The organism is Acidobacteriota bacterium (assembly GCA_018001935.1).
Taxonomy (GTDB): domain Bacteria; phylum Acidobacteriota; class JAAYUB01; order JAAYUB01; family JAAYUB01; genus JAGNHB01.
On sequence record JAGNHB010000004.1, the window covers coordinates 88,478 to 110,008 of the forward strand.

Annotated in this window: 16 protein-coding genes; 10 read left to right on the forward strand and 6 right to left on the reverse strand. The window is 68.9% G+C overall.

Annotated features, from left to right (window positions below):
* Positions 1 to 75: 75 nt before the first annotated feature.
* Complete coding sequence (locus tag KA419_02945) at positions 76 to 2,259, reverse strand: hypothetical protein (protein MBP7864881.1); 2,184 nt, start codon at positions 2,257 to 2,259, stop codon at positions 76 to 78.
* A gap of 486 nt (positions 2,260 to 2,745) precedes the next feature.
* Between KA419_02945 and KA419_02950 the strand changes: the two genes are divergently transcribed.
* The 4 genes from KA419_02950 to KA419_02965 all read left to right on the forward strand — a co-directional run bounded on the left by KA419_02950 (position 2,746) and on the right by KA419_02965 (position 8,710).
* Positions 2,746 to 3,135, forward strand: a complete 390-nt coding sequence (locus KA419_02950; protein MBP7864882.1) for a hypothetical protein — start codon at positions 2,746 to 2,748, stop codon at positions 3,133 to 3,135.
* Position 3,136: 1 nt separating this feature from the next.
* Complete coding sequence (gene ribA, locus KA419_02955) at positions 3,137 to 3,757, forward strand: GTP cyclohydrolase II (protein MBP7864883.1); 621 nt, start codon at positions 3,137 to 3,139, stop codon at positions 3,755 to 3,757.
* A gap of 165 nt (positions 3,758 to 3,922) precedes the next feature.
* Positions 3,923 to 7,258 carry a hypothetical protein gene (locus KA419_02960; GenBank protein ID MBP7864884.1) on the forward strand — a complete coding sequence of 1,112 codons (3,336 nt, stop codon included), beginning with the start codon at positions 3,923 to 3,925 and terminating at the stop codon, positions 7,256 to 7,258.
* 300 nt (positions 7,259 to 7,558) lie between these two features.
* Positions 7,559 to 8,710: a hypothetical protein gene (locus tag KA419_02965; GenBank protein MBP7864885.1), complete on the forward strand. Its 1,152-nt coding sequence runs from the start codon at positions 7,559 to 7,561 to the stop codon at positions 8,708 to 8,710.
* Positions 8,711 to 8,729: 19 nt separating this feature from the next.
* Here KA419_02965 and KA419_02970 read toward each other — a convergent pair whose 3' ends face one another.
* The 3 genes from KA419_02970 to KA419_02980 all read right to left on the reverse strand — a co-directional run bounded on the left by KA419_02970 (position 8,730) and on the right by KA419_02980 (position 10,417).
* A complete protein-coding gene (locus tag KA419_02970) occupies positions 8,730 to 9,611 on the reverse strand; it encodes a DUF1444 family protein (GenBank protein ID MBP7864886.1) in 882 nt (293 codons plus the stop codon).
* Positions 9,608 to 9,853 (reverse strand): hypothetical protein, encoded by a 246-nt coding sequence (locus tag KA419_02975; GenBank protein MBP7864887.1) that lies wholly within the window; start codon positions 9,851 to 9,853, stop codon positions 9,608 to 9,610. The genes KA419_02970 and KA419_02975 overlap by 4 nt, the downstream gene beginning before the upstream one ends.
* 159 nt (positions 9,854 to 10,012) lie before the next feature.
* Positions 10,013 to 10,417, reverse strand: a complete 405-nt coding sequence (locus KA419_02980) for a hypothetical protein (GenBank protein ID MBP7864888.1) — start codon at positions 10,415 to 10,417, stop codon at positions 10,013 to 10,015.
* 412 nt (positions 10,418 to 10,829) lie between these two features.
* Between KA419_02980 and KA419_02985 the strand changes: the two genes are divergently transcribed.
* Both KA419_02985 and KA419_02990 read left to right on the forward strand, forming a co-directional pair.
* On the forward strand, positions 10,830 to 11,306 hold the full coding sequence (locus KA419_02985) for a hypothetical protein (protein MBP7864889.1): 477 nt from the start codon (positions 10,830 to 10,832) through the stop codon (positions 11,304 to 11,306).
* The gene (locus KA419_02990) at positions 11,303 to 12,421 is read left to right on the forward strand and encodes a glycosyltransferase (GenBank protein MBP7864890.1); all 1,119 of its coding nucleotides are present in this window, start codon (positions 11,303 to 11,305) and stop codon (positions 12,419 to 12,421) included. Before KA419_02985 ends, KA419_02990 begins: the two co-directional genes overlap by 4 nt.
* 765 nt (positions 12,422 to 13,186) lie before the next feature.
* Here KA419_02990 and KA419_02995 read toward each other — a convergent pair.
* Positions 13,187 to 14,080: a hypothetical protein gene (locus KA419_02995; protein ID MBP7864891.1), complete on the reverse strand. Its 894-nt coding sequence runs from the start codon at positions 14,078 to 14,080 to the stop codon at positions 13,187 to 13,189.
* Positions 14,081 to 14,672: 592 nt separating this feature from the next.
* Here KA419_02995 and KA419_03000 point away from each other — a divergent pair.
* Genes KA419_03000 through KA419_03015 form a run of 4 tightly spaced genes read left to right on the forward strand, consistent with a single transcriptional unit; the run spans position 14,673 to position 19,683 of the window.
* Positions 14,673 to 16,616, forward strand: coding sequence for an ABC transporter substrate-binding protein (locus tag KA419_03000; GenBank protein MBP7864892.1), 1,944 nt, complete (start codon positions 14,673 to 14,675; stop codon positions 16,614 to 16,616).
* Positions 16,616 to 17,869, forward strand: a complete 1,254-nt coding sequence (locus tag KA419_03005; GenBank protein ID MBP7864893.1) for an STAS domain-containing protein — start codon at positions 16,616 to 16,618, stop codon at positions 17,867 to 17,869. Before KA419_03000 ends, KA419_03005 begins: the two co-directional genes overlap by 1 nt.
* Complete coding sequence (locus tag KA419_03010) at positions 17,866 to 18,846, forward strand: ABC transporter permease (protein ID MBP7864894.1); 981 nt, start codon at positions 17,866 to 17,868, stop codon at positions 18,844 to 18,846. The genes KA419_03005 and KA419_03010 overlap by 4 nt, the downstream gene beginning before the upstream one ends.
* A 3-nt stretch (positions 18,847 to 18,849) precedes the next feature.
* Complete coding sequence (locus KA419_03015) at positions 18,850 to 19,683, forward strand: ATP-binding cassette domain-containing protein (GenBank protein ID MBP7864895.1); 834 nt, start codon at positions 18,850 to 18,852, stop codon at positions 19,681 to 19,683.
* A gap of 216 nt (positions 19,684 to 19,899) precedes the next feature.
* On the opposite strand, the gene KA419_03020 is transcribed toward KA419_03015, so the two are convergent.
* Positions 19,900 to 21,399 (reverse strand): alpha/beta fold hydrolase, encoded by a 1,500-nt coding sequence (locus KA419_03020; GenBank protein ID MBP7864896.1) that lies wholly within the window; start codon positions 21,397 to 21,399, stop codon positions 19,900 to 19,902.
* Positions 21,400 to 21,531 lie beyond the last annotated feature (132 nt).

A 21,531-nucleotide genomic window follows, 5' to 3' on the forward strand; every position in this document is an offset into this window, starting at 1 on the left:
CGTCTGCCCAGGAACTTCCCGCCGCCCGGGCGAGCCGTACTCGCGCCTCCCCGGCAGAATACCCGGTTCTTCCAGCTACTCCCACGGCTGGCCGGCGACGACGCCGAGCCGCGTCTGGTCGAGGGCGGGGTAGAAGAGGCTGGCGTCGAGCGTGCCGGTCCCCCGGACCTCCAGCCAGGCAATGGAATTCAGCACCCCGGGGAAGAGGGAAGACAGGGCCAGGTCGTATTTCCCCGCGTAGGGCAACTCGGTGGGGTAGGCGCCGAGGGAGCTTCCCTGGGCGTCGTAAACCTCGAGGGTGACCCCGTTGGACTGGTAGTGGAGGTTCGAGATCCGCACCCGGAGATCGAAGGTGGCCGCCGCCGGCACCACCGAGAAGACCACTCGCCCGCTCCCCGAGGACACGGCGGGGAGGCCGTCGAAGCGGTAGGTGGTCCCGCTCCCCGCCAGGAGCAGCTCGAAGCCCACCATCGGCACCTCCGCACGAACCCGGAGGCGGGCGGCGTCGCTGCGCGGGGCGGTGTTCACCGCGTCCCACACGCTCCGGGTGATCTGCTGGAGCGGCTGGACCGCGGTCCACTCCTTCGAGGCCAGGACCACGCCGATCCCGTTCAGAAGTTCCGCCGTGAGGGTGGCCGGCTGCGAACCGAAGTTGGAGAAGGTCACGCCCGTGTAGTAGCTCTCTGACGGGGGAAGCTCGTTGTAATAGAGGTAAACGGTCTCGTCCGGGCCCCGCGGCCCTTCCGGCGCGGCGAGGTCCCTGGCGGGCGGCGTCCGCTGGACGGCCGGAAGCCCCGCCAGGCCCATCTCGCCCCACTTGCCGAAGAGTTCGAAGCCCACCAGGCTGTTCACCGTGGTGGAGGCGATGATCATCCGGATCACCGAGGGGTCGGGGAGGCCGGTGAAGACCTGGTTGATGAGGCGGACGTACTTCCCTTTGGGCGGGATGTTGATGGGGGGGTCCGTGGTGGCCACCAGGGTGTTGTCCTCGTTGTAGGCGCGCAGGGTGACGGTGGCCGTGACGTTTTCCGTGTTGATGAGGGTGATGCCGGTGTAGTAGCTGCTGACGGTGTCCTGGTTCATGTAGACGTAGGGGAAAACGGCGCTGGCGAAGGCCGTTTCCGACAGCGGCAGGCCCGTCTGGGAGAGGCCGTCACGGGTTCCGAACTCCAGGGCGCCCTTGATCGGCGACCGGGTGGAGACCAGCAGCCAGAGGTCCTGCTCGGCGATGCCCGGCCCGAACAGCTCGTCCATGGCGGCGGAGTACTGCGCCTTCGGGGCCAGGGAACTCACCGTCCGCGTGTCCACCACCTGCCCCGAGGGGTTGTACAGGGTCAGGGTCAGGGGATAATCGGTCAGCCCCAGGTTGACCACCGACAGGCGCGTCCACCACGCGGCGCCGGTGTACACGTGGGGGCAGTAGTAGGACCGGGCCGGGTTGGTGACGCCGAGGAAATCCAGGACCCTGGCCAGGAGCGCGGATCGGGTGTTGCCCCCCGCCCCGTCCTGGAGGCCGGAGAACCGGATGCAGCTCGCGATGCACTTGTACACGGGGCCGTCGAAGGCCACCCAGGCGCCCGTCACCGCCGGGGGGCTGGCGTTGGTGTGGTTCTCCATGACGGTCAGGGCGCTCCCCGCCCCGGTGACGAGGTCCCGGAACCCGCCGTGGGTGGAACTGAAGTCGAACTGGAAGCCGGCGAAGAAGGTGCCGGTCTTCCCCTTGATCCGGTAGAGCGAGTCGGTGGCCTGGGCGGCGCTGTTCACCCCGAACGCCGGGCGGAAGTTGAAGGCGCCGTTGACGGCGGGGTCCTGGTACCAGACGTCGCCCCCTTCCATGTAGACGCTGCCGCCGGTGTTCAGGTAGTCCACCAGGCGCTGCCCCTCCGCCGCGTTGAACACGTGGGAGTAGGGGGTGAAGACGTTCATGGCGTTGCAGACGAAGACCGCCCGGTACGGGCTGTAGTCGAAGGCCGCGAGGGTGGCGTGGTCGTTCATGGCCACCCGGACCAGGGTCACGTCCGCCTGGCCCAGCCCGGCCAGGAGAGACTGGAGAACCGGGGCCGAGCTGTAGGTGTTGTCGGCGGTGTCCTCCAGGTTCCGGTCAAGACCGAGGATCAGGAGCTTCGCGGCCCCGGCCTCGGTGAGGGGCACGAAGGCCAGGAGGAGAAGGAACAGGACGGCCCGGGACAGGGCACATCCGCACCCTGCGCGTTCGCGGTCGGCCGAGTGACGGGAGGCGGGATTCGAGGCGCGTTCCATGGGACCCTCCTTGGGGGATGACGTGGGAGGAACATACCACAACCCGCACCCGGGATCAACGGTTCCGGGCCCGTGGGAACGACGGGGAAAACTGTGGCACGGCTCCGGGATTCGGAGTATGATGGGCCCAGATCACCCGGGAGGTGCCCCATGGACAATCCAGGCCCCCGCGAGCAAGGCCCGTCGATCGGGTACAAGGCGAACCCTTTCCTGATCTTCGGGTTGGCGCTCGCCCTCCTGGGCATCGTCATCCTCCTCCACAACCTGGACGTAATCCGGGCCGGCGAGGTGCTCCACTACTGGCCCGTCATCCTCATCGCCGCCGGGCTGGCCCAGCTCTTCCAGGCGGACGGCGCCGCCGGGCGCGTGGGCGGGTTCGTGATCGTGGTGGTGGGGACCGCCCTGCTGCTCCGGAACCTGGACATCCTCGTGATCCGCATCCGCGACTGGTGGCCCCTGGCGCTGGTCCTGGTCGGGGGCGTCATCATGTGGCAGGCGGTGGCCAAGCGGGAGGCCAACCGGCGGCAGGTCCACGGCAACGACACCCTGACGGGGTTCGCGGTCTTCAGCGGGTTCACCCGCGCCTGCAACGCCACCGCTTTCCGGGGCGGCGAGCTGACCGCCATCTTCGGCGGCTGCGAGGTGGACCTCCGGGAAGCCGCCATCCGGGACGAGACCGCCGTCATCCGGGTCTTCGCCCTCTTCGGCGGGATCGAGATCCGGGTCCCCGCGGCCTGGACCGTGTCCCTCGAGGGCGCCCCCATCCTCGGCGGCATGGAAGACGCCACCCGGCCGCTCCGGGTGCCCGACGGACCGCCCCAGCGGCTCATCGTCCGCGGCTGCGCCATCTTCGGCGGCGTGGAGGTCAGAAACTGACATGGTGTCCCCTCCCCCGAAACCCCTCGGCGTGCGGGAAACGTCCCGGGCCGGCTTCCCTTCCCTCTACGGGGAGTTCTGCATCCACGGCTTCGAACACCTGGCCACGGGGGAAGCCTACGTGATCCTCTCCCGGGGCGAACCGGGGCCCGCGAGCCCGGTCCCGCTCGTGCGCATCCACTCCCAGTGCCTGACCGGCGACACCCTCGGTTCCCTCCGCTGCGACTGCGGCCAGCAACTCCACGCCGCGCTGGAGCGCATCCACGAGAGCGGGTGCGGCCTCCTGATCTATCACCCCCAGGAGGGCCGGGGCATCGGGATCCTCAACAAACTCAGCGCCTACGCCCTGCAGGACCGCGGGGCCGACACCGTGGAGGCCAACGAGATGCTCGGCTTCGAAGCCGACGAGCGGGAGTACGGCGCCTGCGCGGAGATCCTGCGGTGGTTCGGGGTCGACGGGATTCGCCTCATGTCCAACAACCCCGCGAAAATCGAAGCCATGGAGAAGGCCGGGATCCGGGTGGTGGAGCGTGTCCCCCTCCAGGTTGAGCCGGTGGCGTCCGCCCGCGCCTACCTGCAAACCAAGAAGGAGAAAATGGGTCACCTGCTGGAAGATTTGTGAGGGGAAGGAGATTCGGGATGGCGATCGGCCTGTCAACGGAAAAAGGCATTCCTTTCTGTCTTCTGACTCCTGTCTCCTGACTTCTTCCAGAGTGAGGCTCGTACCGTGCTTCATTCTCGTGCCGGCATACCGCGATCGCACTTCGGGCCGCTAACCGCGGGGCTCGTGGCCTTCCTGGGGATCGCCCTGGCCTGCGGATCCGCCGCGGCGGCCAAGGGGGTGGAACCCGGGGCGGTGCGCTTCCAACGGATCTCCATCGAGCAGGGGCTGTCCCAGAGCGTGGTGACCGCCATCCTCCAGGACAGCCGGGGCTTCCTCTGGTTCGGGACCCAGGACGGCCTCAACCGCTACGACGGCTACCGCTTCCACGTGTACCGGAACGTGCCGGGCGACCCCGGGAGCCTCTCCGCCAACTACGTCCGCTGCCTGTGGGAAGACGCCGCGGGCGCCCTGTGGGTCGGCACCCGCGGAGGAGGGGTGAACCGTTACGACCGCCGGACCGGGCGCTTCACCGTTTACCGCCACGACCCGCGGTCCGCCGCCGGCGTGGCCAGCGACGTCAGCATGTCCATCGACGGAAGCACGGGCGGGCGGTTCTGGCTGAGCACCGACGCCGGCCTGAACCGTTTCGACCCCTCGACCGGCGCCTGGGAGCGGTTCCACCACGACCCGGCCCGGCCCGGGAGCCTTTCCCACAACGCCGTGGTCCAGGCCCTGGAAGACCGTCGGGGCGTGCTGTGGGTCGCCACCTACGGGGGCGGGCTAAACCGCCTGGACCCGGGGCGGAAGGACTTCACGGTTTACCGTCACGACCCGGCCCGTCCGGGGAGCCTCTCCAGCGACCTGGTCCTCAGCGTCTACGAGGACCGTCGGGGAACGCTGTGGGTGGGCACCGACGAGGGCGGCCTGAACCGCTTCGACCCCGGGACGGGAAGCTTCACCGTGTTCAACCACGACCCCGTGGCGCCGGGCGGCCTCCGCGGCAGCGTGGTCCTCACCCTGTGCGAGGACCGGGACGACAACTTCTGGGTGGGGACGGACCAGGGGCTCCACCTCTTCGACCGGGCCACGGGCCGCTGCATCGCCTTCCAGTACGACCCCCGCCGGCCCGACAGCCTGAGCAACAACTATGTGACGAAGATCGTCCAGGACCAGGCCGGCATGCTCTGGATCGGCACCTGGAGCGGGGGCCTGAACACCTGCGACCGGTCGGGGAAACGGTTCACCGTGTGGAAGCACGATCCCCACGTCCCCGACAGCCTCCCCGACGACGCGGTCAACGCCGTGCTCCGGGACCGGGCCGGACGGCTGTGGGTGGGGACCGATGCCGGCCTGTGCCTCCAGGACCCCTCGACGGAACAGTGGACGCTGATCCGGGAACCCTTCACCCGCCCGGGCCGTCACGTGGCCGACCGGGTGGTTTCCCTGCACGAGGACCGGGACGGCACGCTCTGGGTCGGCACCTGGGGCAGCGGCCTCTTCCGGCGCGACGGGGCGTCCGGGCGGTTCGACCCCGTGGGGCGCGACTGGCCCGCCCCGCTCAACGAGAACATCTTCACCTTCCTCGAAAGCCGGGACGGCACGCTGTGGATCGGGACCTACGGCGGGGGTCTGGCCTGCCTGGACCGGAAGACGGGCCGGGGCACGGTCTTCCCCGCCGGCTCCGCCGCCTTGAGCTCGGACCTCGTGGTCTCGCTCTTCGAGGACCGCGAGGGGTCCCTGTGGGTCGGCACCATGGTGGGCGGCCTGAACCGCCTGGACCGGCGGAGCGGCCGGTTCACCACCTGGCGCCAGGACCCGTCGGACCCGCGGACCCTGGGCTCCGACACCGTCTGGTGCATCCGGGAAAGCCGCGCGGGGGACTTCTGGATCGGCACGGGCGGCGGCGGGCTCGCCCTGTTCGACCGCCGGACGGGCCGGTGCCGCTCCTTCCGCCAGCCCGACGGCCTGCCCAACGACGTGGTGTACGGCATCCTGGAAGATGCCGCGGGGTGCCTCTGGCTCAGCACCAACAAGGGCCTGTGCCGCTTCGATCCCGCCCGGCGGACGTTCCGGACCTACGACGCCGCCGACGGCCTCCCCAGCGACGAGTTCAACCAGGCGGCCTTCTCCATGACCCCCGGCGGCGAGATGATCTTCGGCGGCATCGCGGGCCTGGTGACCTTCCGGCCCGAGGAGATCCGGGACAACCCGACGGTCCCCCCCGTGGTCATCACCGGCCTGCGGAAATTCAACCGCGAGGTGGACCTGGGCGGCGAGGTGTCGGAGATGAAGGAGGTCGTCCTGGCCCCCGAGGACACGGTCTTTTCCCTGGAGTACGCCGCCCTCAACTTCACCCACCCCGAGAAAACGCTCTACGCCTACAAGATGGAAGGATTCGACCGGGACTGGATCCCGGCGGGGAACACGAGGTCCGCCACCTACACCAACCTGGACCCCGGCGAGTACGTCTTCCGCGTCCGGGGATCCAACGACGACGGGGTCTGGAACCTGGAGGGGGCGTCCCTGCGGGTCGTCATCCGGCCGCCCTACTGGAAGACCTGGTGGTTCCGCGTCCTGGCCGCGCTCACGGTGATCCTCCTGACGGCCGGGGGTTTCCTGCTGCGGATCCGGGCCCTCAAGCGGCGCGAGGTGGCGCTGGAGCAGGTCGTGCACCGGCGAACCGAGGAACTGGAGGCGGAGATCGCCGAGCGGCGGCGTTTCGAGGACGAACTCGGCCGGGTGAACGAGATGCTCCGGCAGTCCAACGACAAGCTGCAGGACATGGACCGGCTGAAGACCGAGTTCCTCAACATGGCCGCCCACGAGATCCGCACGCCCCTGACAGCCGTGCTGGGTTTCGCCAAGATCGTGCAGAAGAAGTTCTCCGGGGTGGTGGTCCCCCAGATCTCCCGGGAGGGCGGCAACTCCGACCGGACCGTCCGCCTCATCGAGGAGAACCTCCAGATCATCACCCAGGAGGCGGACCGGCTCACCGCCCTCATCAACGATCTCCTGGACGTGGCCAAGCTCGAGGCGGGAAAAGTGGACTGGGACTTCCGCGCGGTGGACCCCGCGGACCTGGTGAACCGTGCCATGGCAGCCACGGACTCCCTGGTGCGCCTCAAGGGCCTCGCCTTCGAGCGGGACGTGGCGGGGGGCCTCCCCGCCGTCCGGGCCGACCGGGACCGCCTGCTGCAGGTGCTCATCAACCTCCTGTCCAACGCCGTGAAGTTCACCGAGGCGGGGACCATCACCTGCGGCGCGTCGCTGGAACCCGACGGGATCCGCTTCCGCGTGACGGACACCGGCATCGGGATTGCCCCCGAGGACCGGGAGACCATCTTCGAGAAGTTCCGGCAACTGGGGGACACCCTCACGGGGAAACCGCGGGGCACGGGCCTGGGCCTGGCCATCTGCCGCCAGATCGCCGAGCACCACGGGGGACGCATCGGCGTCGAGAGCGAGCCCGACCGCGGCAGCACCTTCTACGTCGTCCTCCCGCTCCACTCATCGGACTGAGGCGGCCCGGAGGTGAAGATGGCGACGATCCGGAAGTGCGATCCCGCTTGGGAAAAGGGTTTCGGAACGCGCGCGCTCGGGAGTGCGGCGACACGTTTCGTGGCACCGCCGTGGCTTGTCGGTGCAACAAGGTCTCTCGCAAAGGCGCCAAGACGCCAAGCCTCGCCAAGAAAGTCAACTTTTTCCCCGGCTTAGCTTTGCGAGACTTTGTGACTTGGCGGCTTTGCGTGATGCCGGGAAAGCCGGACCTCACGCCGGACGCAGGCCTTGGCTTGCGTCACCACATTGGACGAGGTGATCATGAAACGATTCTCTTTTCGCGCATCTGGTGTCGTCCTGGCGACCCTGCTGTCGCTCGGGCCGTTGATCCCCTCCGCCTTCGCCGAGGGGCCTCCGCCGGGGTACGTCCTGCAGGCCGGCAAGGACGTGGAAATCGCCCCCGGCTGGACGGTCCGGCTCGACTTCTTCGTGGAGGACGTCAGGGAGGAAGGGGCCGTCCGCGAAAAGCCCGCCATCGTGGAGCTTCGGTCCCACCACGAGGGGAAAAACTACGTCTTCCGCTGCTCCGACCCCGACCCCGGCTGGCCGGTGTACGAGTTCAGCACCGAACTGGCCGGGCAGACCCACCCGACCCTGCTCCGGCTCGACGGGCTCGTGGTGCACGACCTCGACCGCGACGGCACCCGGGAGATCCTGCTGTACGGGCTGTCGTCCCACGGGGGTTCGGGAATGCTGGGGCGCTGCATGGTGATCGGCCTGGACAAGGACACCGGCTTCAAGGCCCGGACCAGCTTCAGCGGAACGGACAACTTCCAGTTCTGGTACGACACCCAAAACGCCACCTTCCTCATCGCGCAGTTCGTCTGGCGCATGGGCAGGGAAGCCCACTACGGCGACGCGCACGCCTACGTCATCGAAGCCTTCGACCCCGCCCTGGACCCCGCCCCCTGGAAACTGGATTTCACGAAGAAGAAGTACGGCGACGAGGACGGCGTGCCCATCGACACCCTGATCGACGGCCTCCGGGCCAAGCTCGCCCAGGTCCGCGCCGGGCGCCTCCCGCCCGCGAAGGCGGAGGAACTCACCCGCTTCGTGACGGGCTACTGGGCGGCGGTCACCGCCCGAAACCTGAAGGCCCTCCGCGACGCCTGCGCGGACGAACTCTTCTTCTACAGCAAGGTCCTGCCCGTCGGGGCGGTCATGGCGGAAAAGCGCAGGCTGCTGGCGAAATCCCCCACGCTGAAGTTCACGTGCACGAACTTCCTTGTGTACCGTCGCGGGGACCGGGTCGTCGCCGAATACGACAAGGAGTACGGCGCGGAAAAGGAAGGTCACGGCGGCAAGGTGCGCTCCGTCCTCGAACTCGTGGAGAAGGACGGCGTCTACCGGGTCGTCACGGAGAAGGATCTCGGGATCTATTTCCTCGACGGGGATCTCGCCTCCCCCAAGTAGTGCCATTACGGGCGGACCGTCATTCCCGGAATTCCTCGATCTTTCCCTTGCGGTAGACGAAGAGTTTCTGCGAGAGGCTGTAGGGACCTTCCTCCCAGATCCTGGGAGCCAGTTTTCGGACCTTTCTCAACCCGTCGGCGTCTTCGCTTCCGGTGATCATCAGGATGTCCCGCGTGGGAACGGCCAGGACAAACTCCCCCCGAACGGGAAGGATCTCCGGGTCCCAGATCGACTCGAGCAGCAGCAGGCTGGCCTCGTACATCCCTCCCGCCTCGAGGAGGAACACCCCGTCGCCTCCCGCCCGGTCCAGGGAGGGCAGGAGCCTCCGCAGGTTCTTGCAGGCCAGCTCGCGCAATTCCTCCCGCCGGACCTTGACGGCCTCCAGGTCCTCCTCCTTCAGGAAACGGACCGACTGGTCGGTATCCACCGCGTAGACAACCCGCAGGTCCGGGCACAGCTCCTCGAAAACCAGACCAAACCCCGGCTTCGCATCCTTCAGCGGAGAGGACGCCATGACCCCCTCCAGCCAGATTCGGTCCTTGATCACGGGGACGATCCGGGACTTGTCCACCGGGGCCTTCACCTGCGTCAGGTTCTCCTTCATGACGGCCACGTGGGCCCGGATGACGTTATCCCGACTGTCGGGATCGTTCCGGTAGGAATCGTACGCATTGGACAGATAGGCCATGAACTCGCCGGTATCCCTGGCCGTGACCTTCACCTCGAGGTCCCGGACAACCTGGACCTGCACGTCGGGGATCGACTCCCGGCAGGCCTTCGCGTAGGCCCGGGTGAACGCGGCGGGGCTGATCAGGGGGGACGGGCGGGCCTTCGGTTTCTCGCCGGCGAAAACCGTGATCCCCAGCAGGACGGCCAGGCACCAACCGATCCGTTTTCTCACGGCACTCCTCCCACCGGCGGGTTTTCGGGACGGGCGAGGGCACGGCGCAGGTTCGCCCGGGCAAGGGCGCCGAGGCGGGCCTCGAAGAGATCCGTGCGGTAGAGGCGACGGCGGCGGAGAAAGGCCCGCAGGACCCGGCTGCGCCCCTCCCGATAGGCCTCGGCGATCCGGGGGAATGCCGCATCGCGCGCCGGCTCCCCGCCGAGCCGCCCCACCAGGCCCTTCCAGCGACGCTCGTCCACCCTGCCTCCACGGGATTCCCTGCGACGATGCTTGCATTGTACCACATGAACCGAACGGCACGGTCCGTCCACCGGGTTGATTCGTTTGCAGCGCCCCTGGCGGGACACCCACAGTCCCCGTTCACGACGGCGTCAACGCCGATTCAACACGCGGGCTACTCAGGAACCCCGGATGATGGGGGATGGAGGAGCGCCGGAAGCACGACGACGGAAGGCGAAGGGTAACAAGGCCACCAGGAGGGCCAGGACGGCCCAGTGGAGGACGTAGCGGACGACGTTCAACCGGACCGCGTAGAGGCGCTCCAGGTCAGCCCGCGGGAGGGCGTCCGCCGAGCCGGTGATCCGGTCCGGGAATCGCTCCTGAAGCCGCTCGAAGGCGTCCCGGGCCGTCGGCGGCGACCAGAGCGGCCAGGCGCCCACGGACGTGTGAAGGGATTTCGGTTCATCGGTCCGGACGGCGTACCAGGGCGGGCAGATAAGGTTGAACCCCGTCCCCAGGAGCAGCACCCCCAGGACAACCCATCGCCGGCCCGGGTTGGGCCGGAGTCGCATCCACTGGCTCATCTCCCGTCCTCCTCGCCGAAATTTCCGGGTCCCCGGGAACGCTCTGCCGCCGCCGGAAACCTCAACCCCATCTTACGACCGATCCGGGGTGATGTTTGAAAACCCGCTCCCCAACGGATCGCCTCGTGGCCGTGACCGCTCGTCTGCCCATTTTTCAGGAAAGGAAACCAGACCAGGGTGATAATCGGTCGAGAGTCGGGGGTGAAAGCCGGCCCCGAGGTCGGTCGATCCGGATTTGGGTTTCTCCAGCCGGTTGGTTTCGAAGCGGAGATGGGGTAGAATCGCGGGAAGCGGGGCCGGCCCGGGGAAGGGGTGAAGTCTTTTGAATATCGCGGAAAACGACCAGCGGCAAACGGGCACGGCAACCCCCGGCGACCGGGAGGTTCTCCCCTGGTACGGGCGGCCCGCGGCGGTGCTGGGGTGGGTGGGGGTCCTCGCCTTCTTCTTCGCCAACGTGGAGATCCAGATCGAGGGCGCCGCCGGCTGGGCCGCGGGGCTCCCCACCTGGCGGATCGAGCGCCACCCCCTCATGGACCTCTTCTGGGGCGGCCGGGCGCTGACCGGCTACCACGTGTGGGTCTTCGCCTTCATGATCCTGGTCTTCCACCTGGGGATCTTCCTGTCGGGGACCTTCTCCGGGCGCCTCGAACTGCGCGTCCTGGGCTGCATCATGCTGTTCTGGATCCTCGAGGACTTCCTCTGGTTCGTCCTCAACCCGGCCTTCGGGCTGGCGAAGTTCAACCCGGCCCACGTCCCCTGGCACAAGCACTGGCTGCTGGGCGTCCCCGCCGACTACCTCTCCACCACGGCCCTGGGCGCCGTGCTGGTGACCCTGTCCTACCGCCGGAAGCCCCCGGGGCTGCGCCGGCTTTTCCGGAGGGAATCATGAAAATCCTGATCCTGCACGCGTCCGCCGGGGCGGGCCACCGCCGGGCCGCCGAGGCGCTCGAGAAGGCCTTCCGCGCCGAGGGCGCCGAGCCCGTGGTGCGCGACATCCTCGACTTCACCGCGCCCCTCTTCCGCAAGACCTACGCGAAGGGGTACCTGGACGTGGTCCGGCGGGCCCCCGAACTGTGGGGCTACCTGTACAGCCAGTCCGACAAGTCGCTGCGCGTCCCCTGGAAGCGGACGGTCCGGACCCTCTTCAACGCCCTCAACACCCGCGACTTCAAGACGTTCTTCCGGGAGTGCGCGCCGGACGCCGTGGTCTGCACCCACTTCATGCCCCTGGAGATCCTCTCGGCGCGCATCGCGAAGGGGAAGACCGACGTCCCCCTCTACTGCGTGGTGACCGACTTCGGGGTCCACGGGCTCTGGGTGGTGGACCACGTCCGCCGGTACTACGTCGCCTGCCCCGAGGCCGAGCGACAGCTGAGGCGGAGAGGCAAGGAGGCGGATCGGGTGAAACTGACGGGCATCCCCATCGACCCCGTCTTCGCGTCGGGCGACCCCGCCCCCGCCGCGCGCCGGAAGCTCGGCCTGGACCCGGACCTCCCCGCCGTCCTGCTGCTGAGCGGGGGCTACGGCGTGGGGCCGGCGGTGGAGATGGTCCGCGCCTTCCGGGGCTCGGGGCTGCGCGCCCAGCTCCTGGTGGTGGCCGGGGCCAACGAGAAGCTGAGGGAGAAGGCCGAGGCCGAGGCGGCGTCCGCGGAAATGCCGGTGATGGTCTTCGGCTTCGTGAAGAACATCCACGAACTCATGGACGCGTCGGACCTGGTCATCACCAAGCCCGGCGGCCTGACCACGTCCGAGGTGCTGGCCAAGGGCCGGCCGATGCTTCTCATCGACCCCATCCCGGGGCAGGAGCAGCGCAACGGCGAGTACGTGCTGGAACTTGGCGCGGCCGCGCGGCTCTACGAGGCCGAGGACGCGCCCGCCAAGATCCGCACGCTCCTCGAGGAGGCCGGCCGCCTGGAGCGGATGGCCCGCTGCGCCCGCGCCGCCGGCCGCCCCCACGCCGCCCGCGACATCGCCCGCGACGTCCTCGGCGAGGCGGGCCGCTGATGGGAAAGGGACAGTTTAACCACTAATAACACTAATAATCACTAATAAATACTTATGGTTTGTGGGATTGCATGGAGGGCCGTTCGGGGGAAGTGGCGCCGCCTTCCAAGGCGGCGAAACAAAGATGGGTTGTGTATTTGCTCCTGGAGAGCCCCGGTGCTCCCGGTTGACCCGAACCCTGTCGGGGTTCCCTGTTCTGTTGTGTCTTCGTGATTGGTCATTTCAAGGGTCTCCTGAAACAACGCTCACGGATCTCCTATCCCATAGGGATTGAAGAGGTTAGCCGGTGGGAGTTCCCCCGGAGGGGCGAACTCCCACCGGTAGGAGCCCCATAAACCCGCCGCACCCCGGAGGGGTGCCGGAATACCACGAACGATCCAGGCGCCGCCTCCGGGGCGCGGCCCGTCAACCGGACCGGTTTCCCGGTGGGAGCACCGCCTCCGGCGGAGCACCCACCGGCTAAATTCTTTAATCCCTTCGGGATAATGTGTTCCCATCGGCTTTTCCCCGAATCCCGGACGGGTGGTTTGTTCAGCATCCCGCGCAGCGTTCCGTCTCGGACGCCAAGCCCCGGATGTACCGGATATGGGCCTCGCAGGTGTCCGGGTCCAGCTTGTCTGCCCTCGCTTTACGGTCGACCCGGACACGGTGGCGTTCATTGGCTTTCGCGATTCCCCTCCTCCCGGCATCTCCATGACATGCCCAACCAGGTGTCGTACGTTTTCCACAACGGCAAGCCCGCGTAGACCGGGCTTCCGATAACCTTCACTTTCGCCTGCCTTGCGTTGCCGGGACAGGCGGGGGGAGCTTCAGGCCCAGCTCGGCGGCGAGCCAGGACAGGCGGTCCCGGGTGGCCTCGAGGTCCAGGAACTCGTGGGAGCACGGGTACCACCCGACCCGCTTCGGCTCCTTCGCGGCGGCGACGTAGTCCAGGGCTGCCTGGCGGGGGATGTAGGAATCCTGTGTCCCGAACTGGAAAAACACCGACGACGGGGGCGCCAGGCCCACCAGGTTCACGGCGCTGACGGGCCCGACGGCCCGGGCGTAGGCCTCGCGGAGCGGCGCGGCGACCAGGGCCGTCATCCGGGCCTTCAGGGCGTCCCACTTTGGGGCCCCGGAGGCGGAGAAGTCCGCCACGTTGGGCAGCCCGCCCATGAGGACGCAGGTCCGGATGCGCTTTTCCACCCCTGCCAGGGAGCCGCCCCAGGTGGCGCCGAAGCTGTGCCCCACGAAGGCGATCCGGGCGGGGTCGACCCCCTCCGCCAGGAGGACGTCCACGGCGCGGCGCAGGTCGATCACGGTCTGGACGTACATGGCGCGGGTCCGCTCGGGCTGCGTCACGTCCTCGCCGATCTGCCGCCACGGGTCGGGCCGTCCCCAAGGCGCGTCGAGGCAGAGGCTGACGGCCCCCGCCCGGGCATAGACCGCGGCTTCCGACAGGAACTCCGTCCGGTCGCCCTGCCCCCAGTGCATGAAGAGGACCCCCGCGGGCCCCTCGCCGGCCTTTTCCACCCAGAGCTTCCCGTCGGGGACCGCCAGAAAGGCCCCGGCCGGCGGGCCCGGCGGCGAGGTTGCCGGCGCCCCGGGGGCGGCCATGCCCGAAAGCCACGAAAAGCACCCTGCCAGCAGGACGAGACCGACCGAAGATCGAAGGCGCATGATCCGCTCCTTGCCGAAAGTCTCGAGGCATACGAAACCGCAGGCCCTTCGGTTTCCGGCGGGATGAGGATATCCGTCATCCGTCGCAAACGGATTCCAGGTTATCCGAGGCGGTCACGACCGGACCCGTGACGGGGTGAAGACGCAGCAGGCACGATCCCTGAGGGCTAAAGACGCGGCGGGCCATCACTGTCCAAGGGATGCGCCAGGGACGTTTCATCCCCGCCGGTGGAACCATGCTTTCCTGCTTGCGCCAATGGCGCAGCCTCCCTCGGCCCAGGTCATCGGCCTGGGTCGACCGCGCCCCTCTTTCCCCGTCCCCGGCGGCCTGAAGGGCCGCGACGATCCCCGGAAAGGTGGTTTCGCCCGGAGTGTCGCCCCTTCGGGGCTCTTTTCGCCACACACCCGCCCTTGAGGGCCCAGCCCGTTGGGATGGGCGAAGGAATCGCGTCCCTTCGGACCGCCGGGGGGGGAGACCGTGCCGCGGGGCGCCGCCCCGGCCGGCGGCGCGCGAGGGTTGTATCGGGCCGCCGTTTCGCGCTTTCCCATCCCGGGAGCAAGTGCTATCATGAAAATGCTCGAGGGCCTTTCTATGAAACGTTTCATCCTGGGTCTCGTCCTCCTCTGCCTGGCCGCCGCGGTGCTTCTCCTTTCCGACGTGGGGCGACGGGAGAAGAACGCCGCGCCAAAGGGCAGACGCATCGCGATTTTCCAGTTCGGGGACAACCCCGTCATGGACGAAGCCGCCGGCGGGGTCCTCGAGGCGCTCCGGAAGAACGGCTTCGTACCCGGGAAAAACCTTCAGATCGACTTCTTCAACGCCCACGGGAGCCTCGTGGAGGCTGACTCCATCGCCCGGGCCCTCGTGGACGGGCGCTACGACCTGGTGATCACCCTGGCCACCCCCGCCCTGCAGTCCTTCGCCGGGGCCAACCGGGACGGGCGGACGCCCCACCTCTTCACCGTCGTGACGGACCCTTACCAGGCCGGCGTCGGCCTGAAACGGGGGGACCCCTCCGCCCGCCCCCGGCACCTCACCGGGGTGATCACGGCGGAGCCCGTGCGGCGGCTCTTTGAACTGGCCCGCCAGGTCAACCCCGGTCTGAAACGCGTCGGCACCCTCTGGAACCCCGCCGAGGACTGCTCCCGGTCCACCGTGGCCCAGGCGCGGGCGGTCTGCGCCGAACTGGGCATCGCCTTGCGGGAGGTCCCGGTGACCACCACCACCGACGTTCCGGAAGGCATCCGGTCCCTGCTCTCCCCACCGCCGGACGCCGTCTGGATCGGGGGTGACAACACGGTCTTCTCGGCGCTGCCGGCCGTGACCTCGGCCTGCGCCCAGGCCCGGGTCCCGATCCTGGCCCATACACCCGCCCACCTGGCCGACGGCCTCTTCCTCTGCCTGGGCGCGGACTTTTACGCCAGCGGCAAGATCACCGGCGCCCTGGCCGCCCGCCTTCTCTCGGGGGAGGAACCCTCCCGGGAACCCATCGTGGATGCGGTCCCCACCCAGGTGGGGATCAACCTCACCCTGTCGTCGTCGGTCGGTTCGGAATGGGCCATCCCCGCGAGCGTCTCCGCCGCCGCCGACGTGATCCTGGACCCGACAGGCCTGCACCGCAAGGCGCCGCCCCTGGAAAGGGTCTGGAACGTTCACGTGGTCTCCTTCAACGAGACGGGGCTCAGCGAGGACGCCATCCTGGGTCTGCGCCGGGGGCTCCCCGACACCGGGCTCGTGGAAGGTCGCGACTACCGGCTGCAACTGTCGTGCGCCCAGGGCAGCCTCGAGAACCTCCCCGGCATCTTCGACGCCGGCGTCTCCGCCGGGGACGACCTCTTCCTGGTGGTGTCCAACCCCGTCCTGCAGGTGGCCATGGAGCGGGCCGGGGACATCCCGGTCGTCTTCACCGCGGTGCTCGACCCCAAGCTTTTCGGAGCCGGCCGGTCAGACACGGACCACCTGCCCGGGTTCACGGGGATCTACACGATCGGCGCCTACGGCGAGATGCTGGACTTCCTGCGAAAGTACTTCCCGTCCATCCGGAAGGTGGGGACCCTCTTCTCCCCCGCGGAGGTCAGCTCGGCCTTTAACGTGACGCTGACCCGGAAATTGTGCATCGAGAGGGGGATGAGCTTTGAAGCGGTCCCGGTCAGCGCCCCGTCGGAGATCCCGGAGGCGGCGTCGGCCCTGTGCGCCCGGAGGGTGCAGGCCGTGATGCAGATCGTGGACAACCAGGTCCTCGGCGGGTTCGCCGCGCTCTCGGACGCGGCCCGCCGCGCCGGGGTCCCGCTGGTCTGTTTCAACCGGGAGGGCGTCGAGAAGGGCGCCGCCCTCGGCTTCTGCCGGGATTACGTGGACGCCGGCCGGCAAGCCGCTGCCGTGGCCGCGCGGCTCATGCGGGGGGAACTTCCCGCGCGCGTGCCGTTCACCCCCATGACAAGCTACCGGGTGGTCGTCTCCACCCGGAACGCCCGGGCCCTGGGGTTCACCCTGCCCGACGCGATCGTGAAAACCGCCGACGAGGTCATACCCTGATGGACATCACCACCACCCCCTGTGCCGACGGACTGGTCATCACCCTGGCGGGCCGCCTGGACGCCTCGTGGAGCGACCTGGCGGACAAGGCCGTCCGAAAGGCGATTCACGACGGTTACCACCGGATCTACCTCGACCTGGGCGACGTTCGGTTCATCAGCTCCGCCGGGATCCGGGTCATCGTCTCCGGTGTCCGGCAGACCGCCGCCCTGGGGGGGCGGTTCACCGTCGTCCGACCCTCGGAGGCGTCGCGGTCCGTGTTGACGATGGCGGGCCTGGGCAGCCTGGTGGACGAGGGGTTCTCACCCGCATCGGCATCCGAGGGCCTTCCCGGCCCCGGCCGGGAACCGGAAAGCGTGTTCGAGAGCGCGCAGGCCCGTTTCCAGGTGTATCGTCTCGACGCTGGCAAACCCTTTGAAACAGCCCTGTGGGGCTCACCCCCCCTCCCATCGCGGGAGGGGAACCCCGGTCCCCCATTCCGGCTTTCCCTGGCCCCCGACACCGTGGCGGTCGGCCTCGGGGCCCTGGGCGACGACCCGGCGGCGGCCGCCGGCCGCTACGGGGAATTCATGGCCCTGGGGAGCGCGGCGATTTACGACCCCGCCCCCCACGCGGAAACCCCGGACTACCTCCTCGGTTCGCGGGAGGCCCCCCTCCCCTTCCTTCTGGTCTACGGGCTCACCGCCACGGGCGGCTTTCAGCACCTGGTGCGCTTCGAGACCCTGTCGCCCGAGGAGGAGATCGGCTGGCCCGCCCTGGTCGCCGAATGCCTCGGTCTCCTGGACCGCCCGGACATGATCCTGGTCGCGGCGGTGGAAGCGGCCGCCTTCGTGGGGGCCGCGGTGAAGCGGGGGCCGAAGGCGCCGGTGACGTTCGACCTCACCTTCCCGGCCGTGCGGGACCAGCTTTCCTTCACCTCCGAGCCCGCCTTCCCCGAGACGTCCGCACTCATCGCCGGTTACGCCTCCCGGGCCCCCTCGCCGGCGGCCGCCCCCTTCCTGCGCCGCCTCGGTCCGGAGGACGGCCTGCTGGGGCACTTCCACGCCGCGATCTTCCCCTACCGGCCGATCCGGAAGCAGTACGTCACGCTGGGGGACACCCTCCACCGGCTTTTCGAGGACCAGGGTGTCCGGGCCGTCCTCCACCTGCTCCACGACGACCGGCCGGCGTCGGGGTCGGGCTGCACGCGGGTCCGGCGGGGGGCCTGCTGGATCGCACCCGCGGGCCCCGCCCGGGAGGGGGTGGCGTCATGACCCTCCTGATCGGCGCCCTGACCATGGGTTTCATCCTCAGCCTGCTTGCCCTCGGGACCTACCTCAGTTTCCGGATCCTGCGCTCGGCGGACATCACGGTGGACGGCACCGTCCCGTTGGGCGGGGCCGTCGCGGCTTGCCTCATCGTCGCCGGCCACTCCCCCTGGACCGCCACCCTCGCCGGGGCCGCGGTCGGGGCGGCCGCCGGGTTCGTCACCGGCACCCTGGCCACGCGCTTCCGGGTCAACGCCCTCCTGGCCGGGGTCCTCACCATGACGGCCCTGTACTCCGTCAACCTCCGGGTCATGGGGAAGAGCAACATCTCCCTCCACGAGTCCGTCAGCCTTTCCTCCGTCTGCGAGAAGGCTGGCACGACACTCTTCCGCTCGGCGGAGATCCGCCTCCTGGGGTGGCCGGTGCCGGCCCGCGACGTCGGGTTTCTGCTGCTGTCGGCCCTCTTCGCCGTCGGCACCGCCGTGCTGCTGTGGGCCTTCTACCGGACCCGGCTGGGGACGATGCTGCGGGCGTCCGGGGACAACCCCCAGATGGCGCGGGCCCAGGGGGGGAACGTCGAGCGGCTCTACGTCCTCGGTCTCGCCCTGTCCAACGGCCTGGCGGGCCTGTGCGGGGCCCTCCTGGTCCAGTACCAGGGCTTCGCCGACGTCCAGATGGGCATCGGGATGATCGTCCTCGGCCTCGCCAGCGTCATCATCGGCGAGACCTTCTCCGACCCCCGGAAGATCGGCCTGGCCCTGGCGGGGACCCTCCTGGGGTCGCTGCTTTTCCGCCTCATCGTGGCCCTCATCCTCCGGTGGGGGCTCAACCCAAACGATCTCAAGCTGATGACGGCGGTTTTCGTCCTGCTGGCCCTCTTCCTCCCCGAGTTCCTCCGAAACCTCGGCCGAAAACTCTCCCGGCGGGCCCGGCGGGCGGCGGAAGCCTCCCCGGTCCCGGCCGGCGGCGCTTCCGGGAGGTGAACCGTGGCGACGGACCCCAAAACCACGCTCCAGCTGACCGACGTGCGGAAGACCTTCAACCCCGGGGAGGCCAACGAAGTCCGGGCCCTCCAGGGCATCTCCCTCGAGATCCCCGAAAGCGCCTTCGTCCTGCTGCTCGGGGGGAACGGGTCGGGGAAGTCCACCCTCCTCGGCGCCGTGGCCGGTTCCTTCGTCCCCGACGACGGCCGGGTCCTCGTCGACGGGCGGGACGTGACCCGCCACCCGGAACACCGGCGGGCGGCCCTCATCGGGCGGGTGTTCCAGAACCCTTTCAGCGGGACCGCCCCCGGCATGAGCATTGCCGAGAATTTCGCCGTCGCGTCGCGCCGCGGCCTGGGGCCCGGCTTCGGCTGGTCCCTCTCCGGGAAGCTGAAAGCGGAGGTCCGGGAGCGGGTGGCCTCGCTGCGCATGGGGCTCGAGGACCGGCTGGACACCCCCATGGGCTCCCTGTCGGGCGGACAGCGGCAGGCCCTGACCCTGCTCATGGCCACGTGGAACCGCCCCCGCCTCCTGCTCCTGGACGAGCACACGGCCGCCCTGGACCCCAAGTCCGCCGAGCTGGTCATCCGCCTCACCATGGACATCGTCTCCCGGGACGCCATCACCACCCTCATGGTCACCCACTCCATGACCCAGGCCGTGAACCTGGGCGACCGCCTGGTGATGCTGCACCGGGGGCGGGTGATCCACGACGACGCCGGGGCCGACAAGCGGCGCCTCCGTGTGGAAGATCTCCTGGAGCGCTTCGACGAGGTCCGCCGTCGCGAACTCCTCGACGAGACCGCCGCCGTGCTGCTGAAAGAGCAGTATGTCTGAAACGGAAACCGGACAAGTGCCTTTCATTCAATGGCAAGTCCATGTGATCGTTCCCGGGCGGCCCGGGTGACTGTTGCAAGCCGCCTCCGGGCCATTCTTCGCAGGCCGGTCCTCTGGCCTTCCCCTTCCTGTTCCTGCTGTCCCTTTGGTCCTTTAGGTCCTTTAGGTCCTTTTGTCTGTTTTGCCTTTTCCTCCGCGCAGGCCGGAAGGAACCGTTTATCTGCCTTCCGGGCCAGGGGCGCCCGCCGGGCCCGGCATGAAGCCATGCCGGCGGAGCCATGTCTTCAGGAGGTCGAAGTACTCCGGGTTGACCCGCACGGGCACGGCGGGCCGCATCGGGTTGGCCGCGTCCACCAGCGCCGGGCCGTGGCCGGTGTTTTCCAGCACCCGCACCAGGTAGTCGGGGTGCTTGCTCTCCTCCAGGGTTTTCCGGATGGCCTTCTCGCTTTCCTCCACCGGGACCGTGAAGTCCTGCCGGCCGTAGATCACCAGGACCGGGCAGCGCAGGCGCCTGTAGGGCGCCAGGGCGTCGCGGTCGGGGTCCAGGTGGAAGAACCACGCCGGGTCGCCGATGGCCTGCTGGGCGTACAGCTCGGCCGGCTTGATGTTGGCGGACGTGTACTCGGTGTACGGCTCCAGGCCCGGTTTCCCCTTCAGTTTCGCCGCCGCCGCGTCCAGGGCCTCGGCGGTGGCCTTGCCCCGTCCGAAGTCATAAAGCGTGTTGTACATGGCCATCACCAGGTCGATGTCCTCCGGGGCGATGCCGCTCAGCTTCAGGATGCTGGCCGTCATGTAGGAGTCCTGCTTCCGCAGGCTGGTGCCCGGCCCGGAGTGGTTGATGACGAAGGCCACCTGGTTCGACTGGGCGCCGGCGAGCGGGGTGATCCAGCCGCCCTGGCTGATGCCCCACGCCCCCACTTTCCCGGGGTCGATCCCCGGGCGTTGGCGCAGCCACTGGACGCCGGCCACCGCGTCGGCGGCCAGGGCCTCCAGGTCCACCGCCTTCCAGTCGCCGCCCGACTCTCCGCAGCCCCGCTTGTCGTAACTGAGGGCCGCCACGCCGTTCAGGGCGAAAAAGCTCGCCATCACCGCCAACTGCTCCCGGCAGCCGGGCCCGGAGCCGTGGACCAGCACCACGGCCGGGTGCGGGCCCTTGCCGGGGGGCGTGCACAGCGTCCCGGCGAGCCGGACGTCCCCGTTGTCGAAGGTGACCGCCTCGCGGCGATAGGCTTCCACCTTCCGGGCCTTCGTCGGGGGCTGCCCCTGCTCGGTCAGGACCAGGCCGGTGACCTCACCCCTCTCGTCGCGCTCGAACACCAGGTCCGTCTGATGGACCGCGGCCTCCTGGGGCGACCGGGGGCTGAAAAACCGGTCCGTGCCGCCGGCGGCGAGTTCCCCCATCCGCAGGGACCGCCAGTCGATGAACATGGGCTTGATCAGGGCGGAGATGGGCCCCATGAGGAAGACCGAGACCATCGTCTTCCCCTCGGTCCGGTACTCGCCGCAGTAGGGGGCGAAGTCCTGCGGCTTGACGGCCGCTTTCTCCGCCGGCCGGTCGGGAGGCGGCTCTGCCGGCGCCGCGGCGGCCGGTTTGTCGGGGGCCGAGGCCGCGGGCTTTTCCGGGGCCGGGGTCGCCGGCTTGTCCTGGGCCGGGAGTGCACCGAGGGCCAGCAGGCCGGCCAGGCAGGTTAGGGTGATCCAGCGTGTCTTCGTCATGAGATTTCCCCTCCGGGGCGAAAATAGAATCCTGATTACGAAATCGGAACCGAAAAAGATCCCGCGGGTGGTGGACACTCCCATTATAGCTTCCCCGACCCGGACAAGCCGGAAAATGAACCACGAAATACA

What these genes read in the sequence shown, in the direction of transcription:
- KA419_03005 (MBP7864893.1), top strand. Translation starts at nt 16,616, where the DNA reads ATGGACATCACCACCACCCCCTGTGCCGACGGACTGGTCATCACCCTG.
- KA419_03010 (MBP7864894.1), top strand. Translation starts at nt 17,866, where the DNA reads ATGACCCTCCTGATCGGCGCCCTGACCATGGGTTTCATCCTCAGCCTG.
- KA419_02945 (MBP7864881.1), bottom strand. Translation starts at nt 2,259, where the DNA reads ATGGAACGCGCCTCGAATCCCGCCTCCCGTCACTCGGCCGACCGCGAA.
- KA419_02965 (MBP7864885.1), top strand. Translation starts at nt 7,559, where the DNA reads ATGAAACGATTCTCTTTTCGCGCATCTGGTGTCGTCCTGGCGACCCTG.
- KA419_02950 (MBP7864882.1), top strand. Translation starts at nt 2,746, where the DNA reads ATGTGGCAGGCGGTGGCCAAGCGGGAGGCCAACCGGCGGCAGGTCCAC.
- ribA (MBP7864883.1), top strand. Translation starts at nt 3,137, where the DNA reads ATGGTGTCCCCTCCCCCGAAACCCCTCGGCGTGCGGGAAACGTCCCGG.
- KA419_03000 (MBP7864892.1), top strand. Translation starts at nt 14,673, where the DNA reads ATGAAACGTTTCATCCTGGGTCTCGTCCTCCTCTGCCTGGCCGCCGCG.
- KA419_03020 (MBP7864896.1), bottom strand. Translation starts at nt 21,399, where the DNA reads ATGACGAAGACACGCTGGATCACCCTAACCTGCCTGGCCGGCCTGCTG.
- KA419_02980 (MBP7864888.1), bottom strand. Translation starts at nt 10,417, where the DNA reads ATGAGCCAGTGGATGCGACTCCGGCCCAACCCGGGCCGGCGATGGGTT.
- KA419_02990 (MBP7864890.1), top strand. Translation starts at nt 11,303, where the DNA reads ATGAAAATCCTGATCCTGCACGCGTCCGCCGGGGCGGGCCACCGCCGG.
- KA419_02995 (MBP7864891.1), bottom strand. Translation starts at nt 14,080, where the DNA reads ATGCGCCTTCGATCTTCGGTCGGTCTCGTCCTGCTGGCAGGGTGCTTT.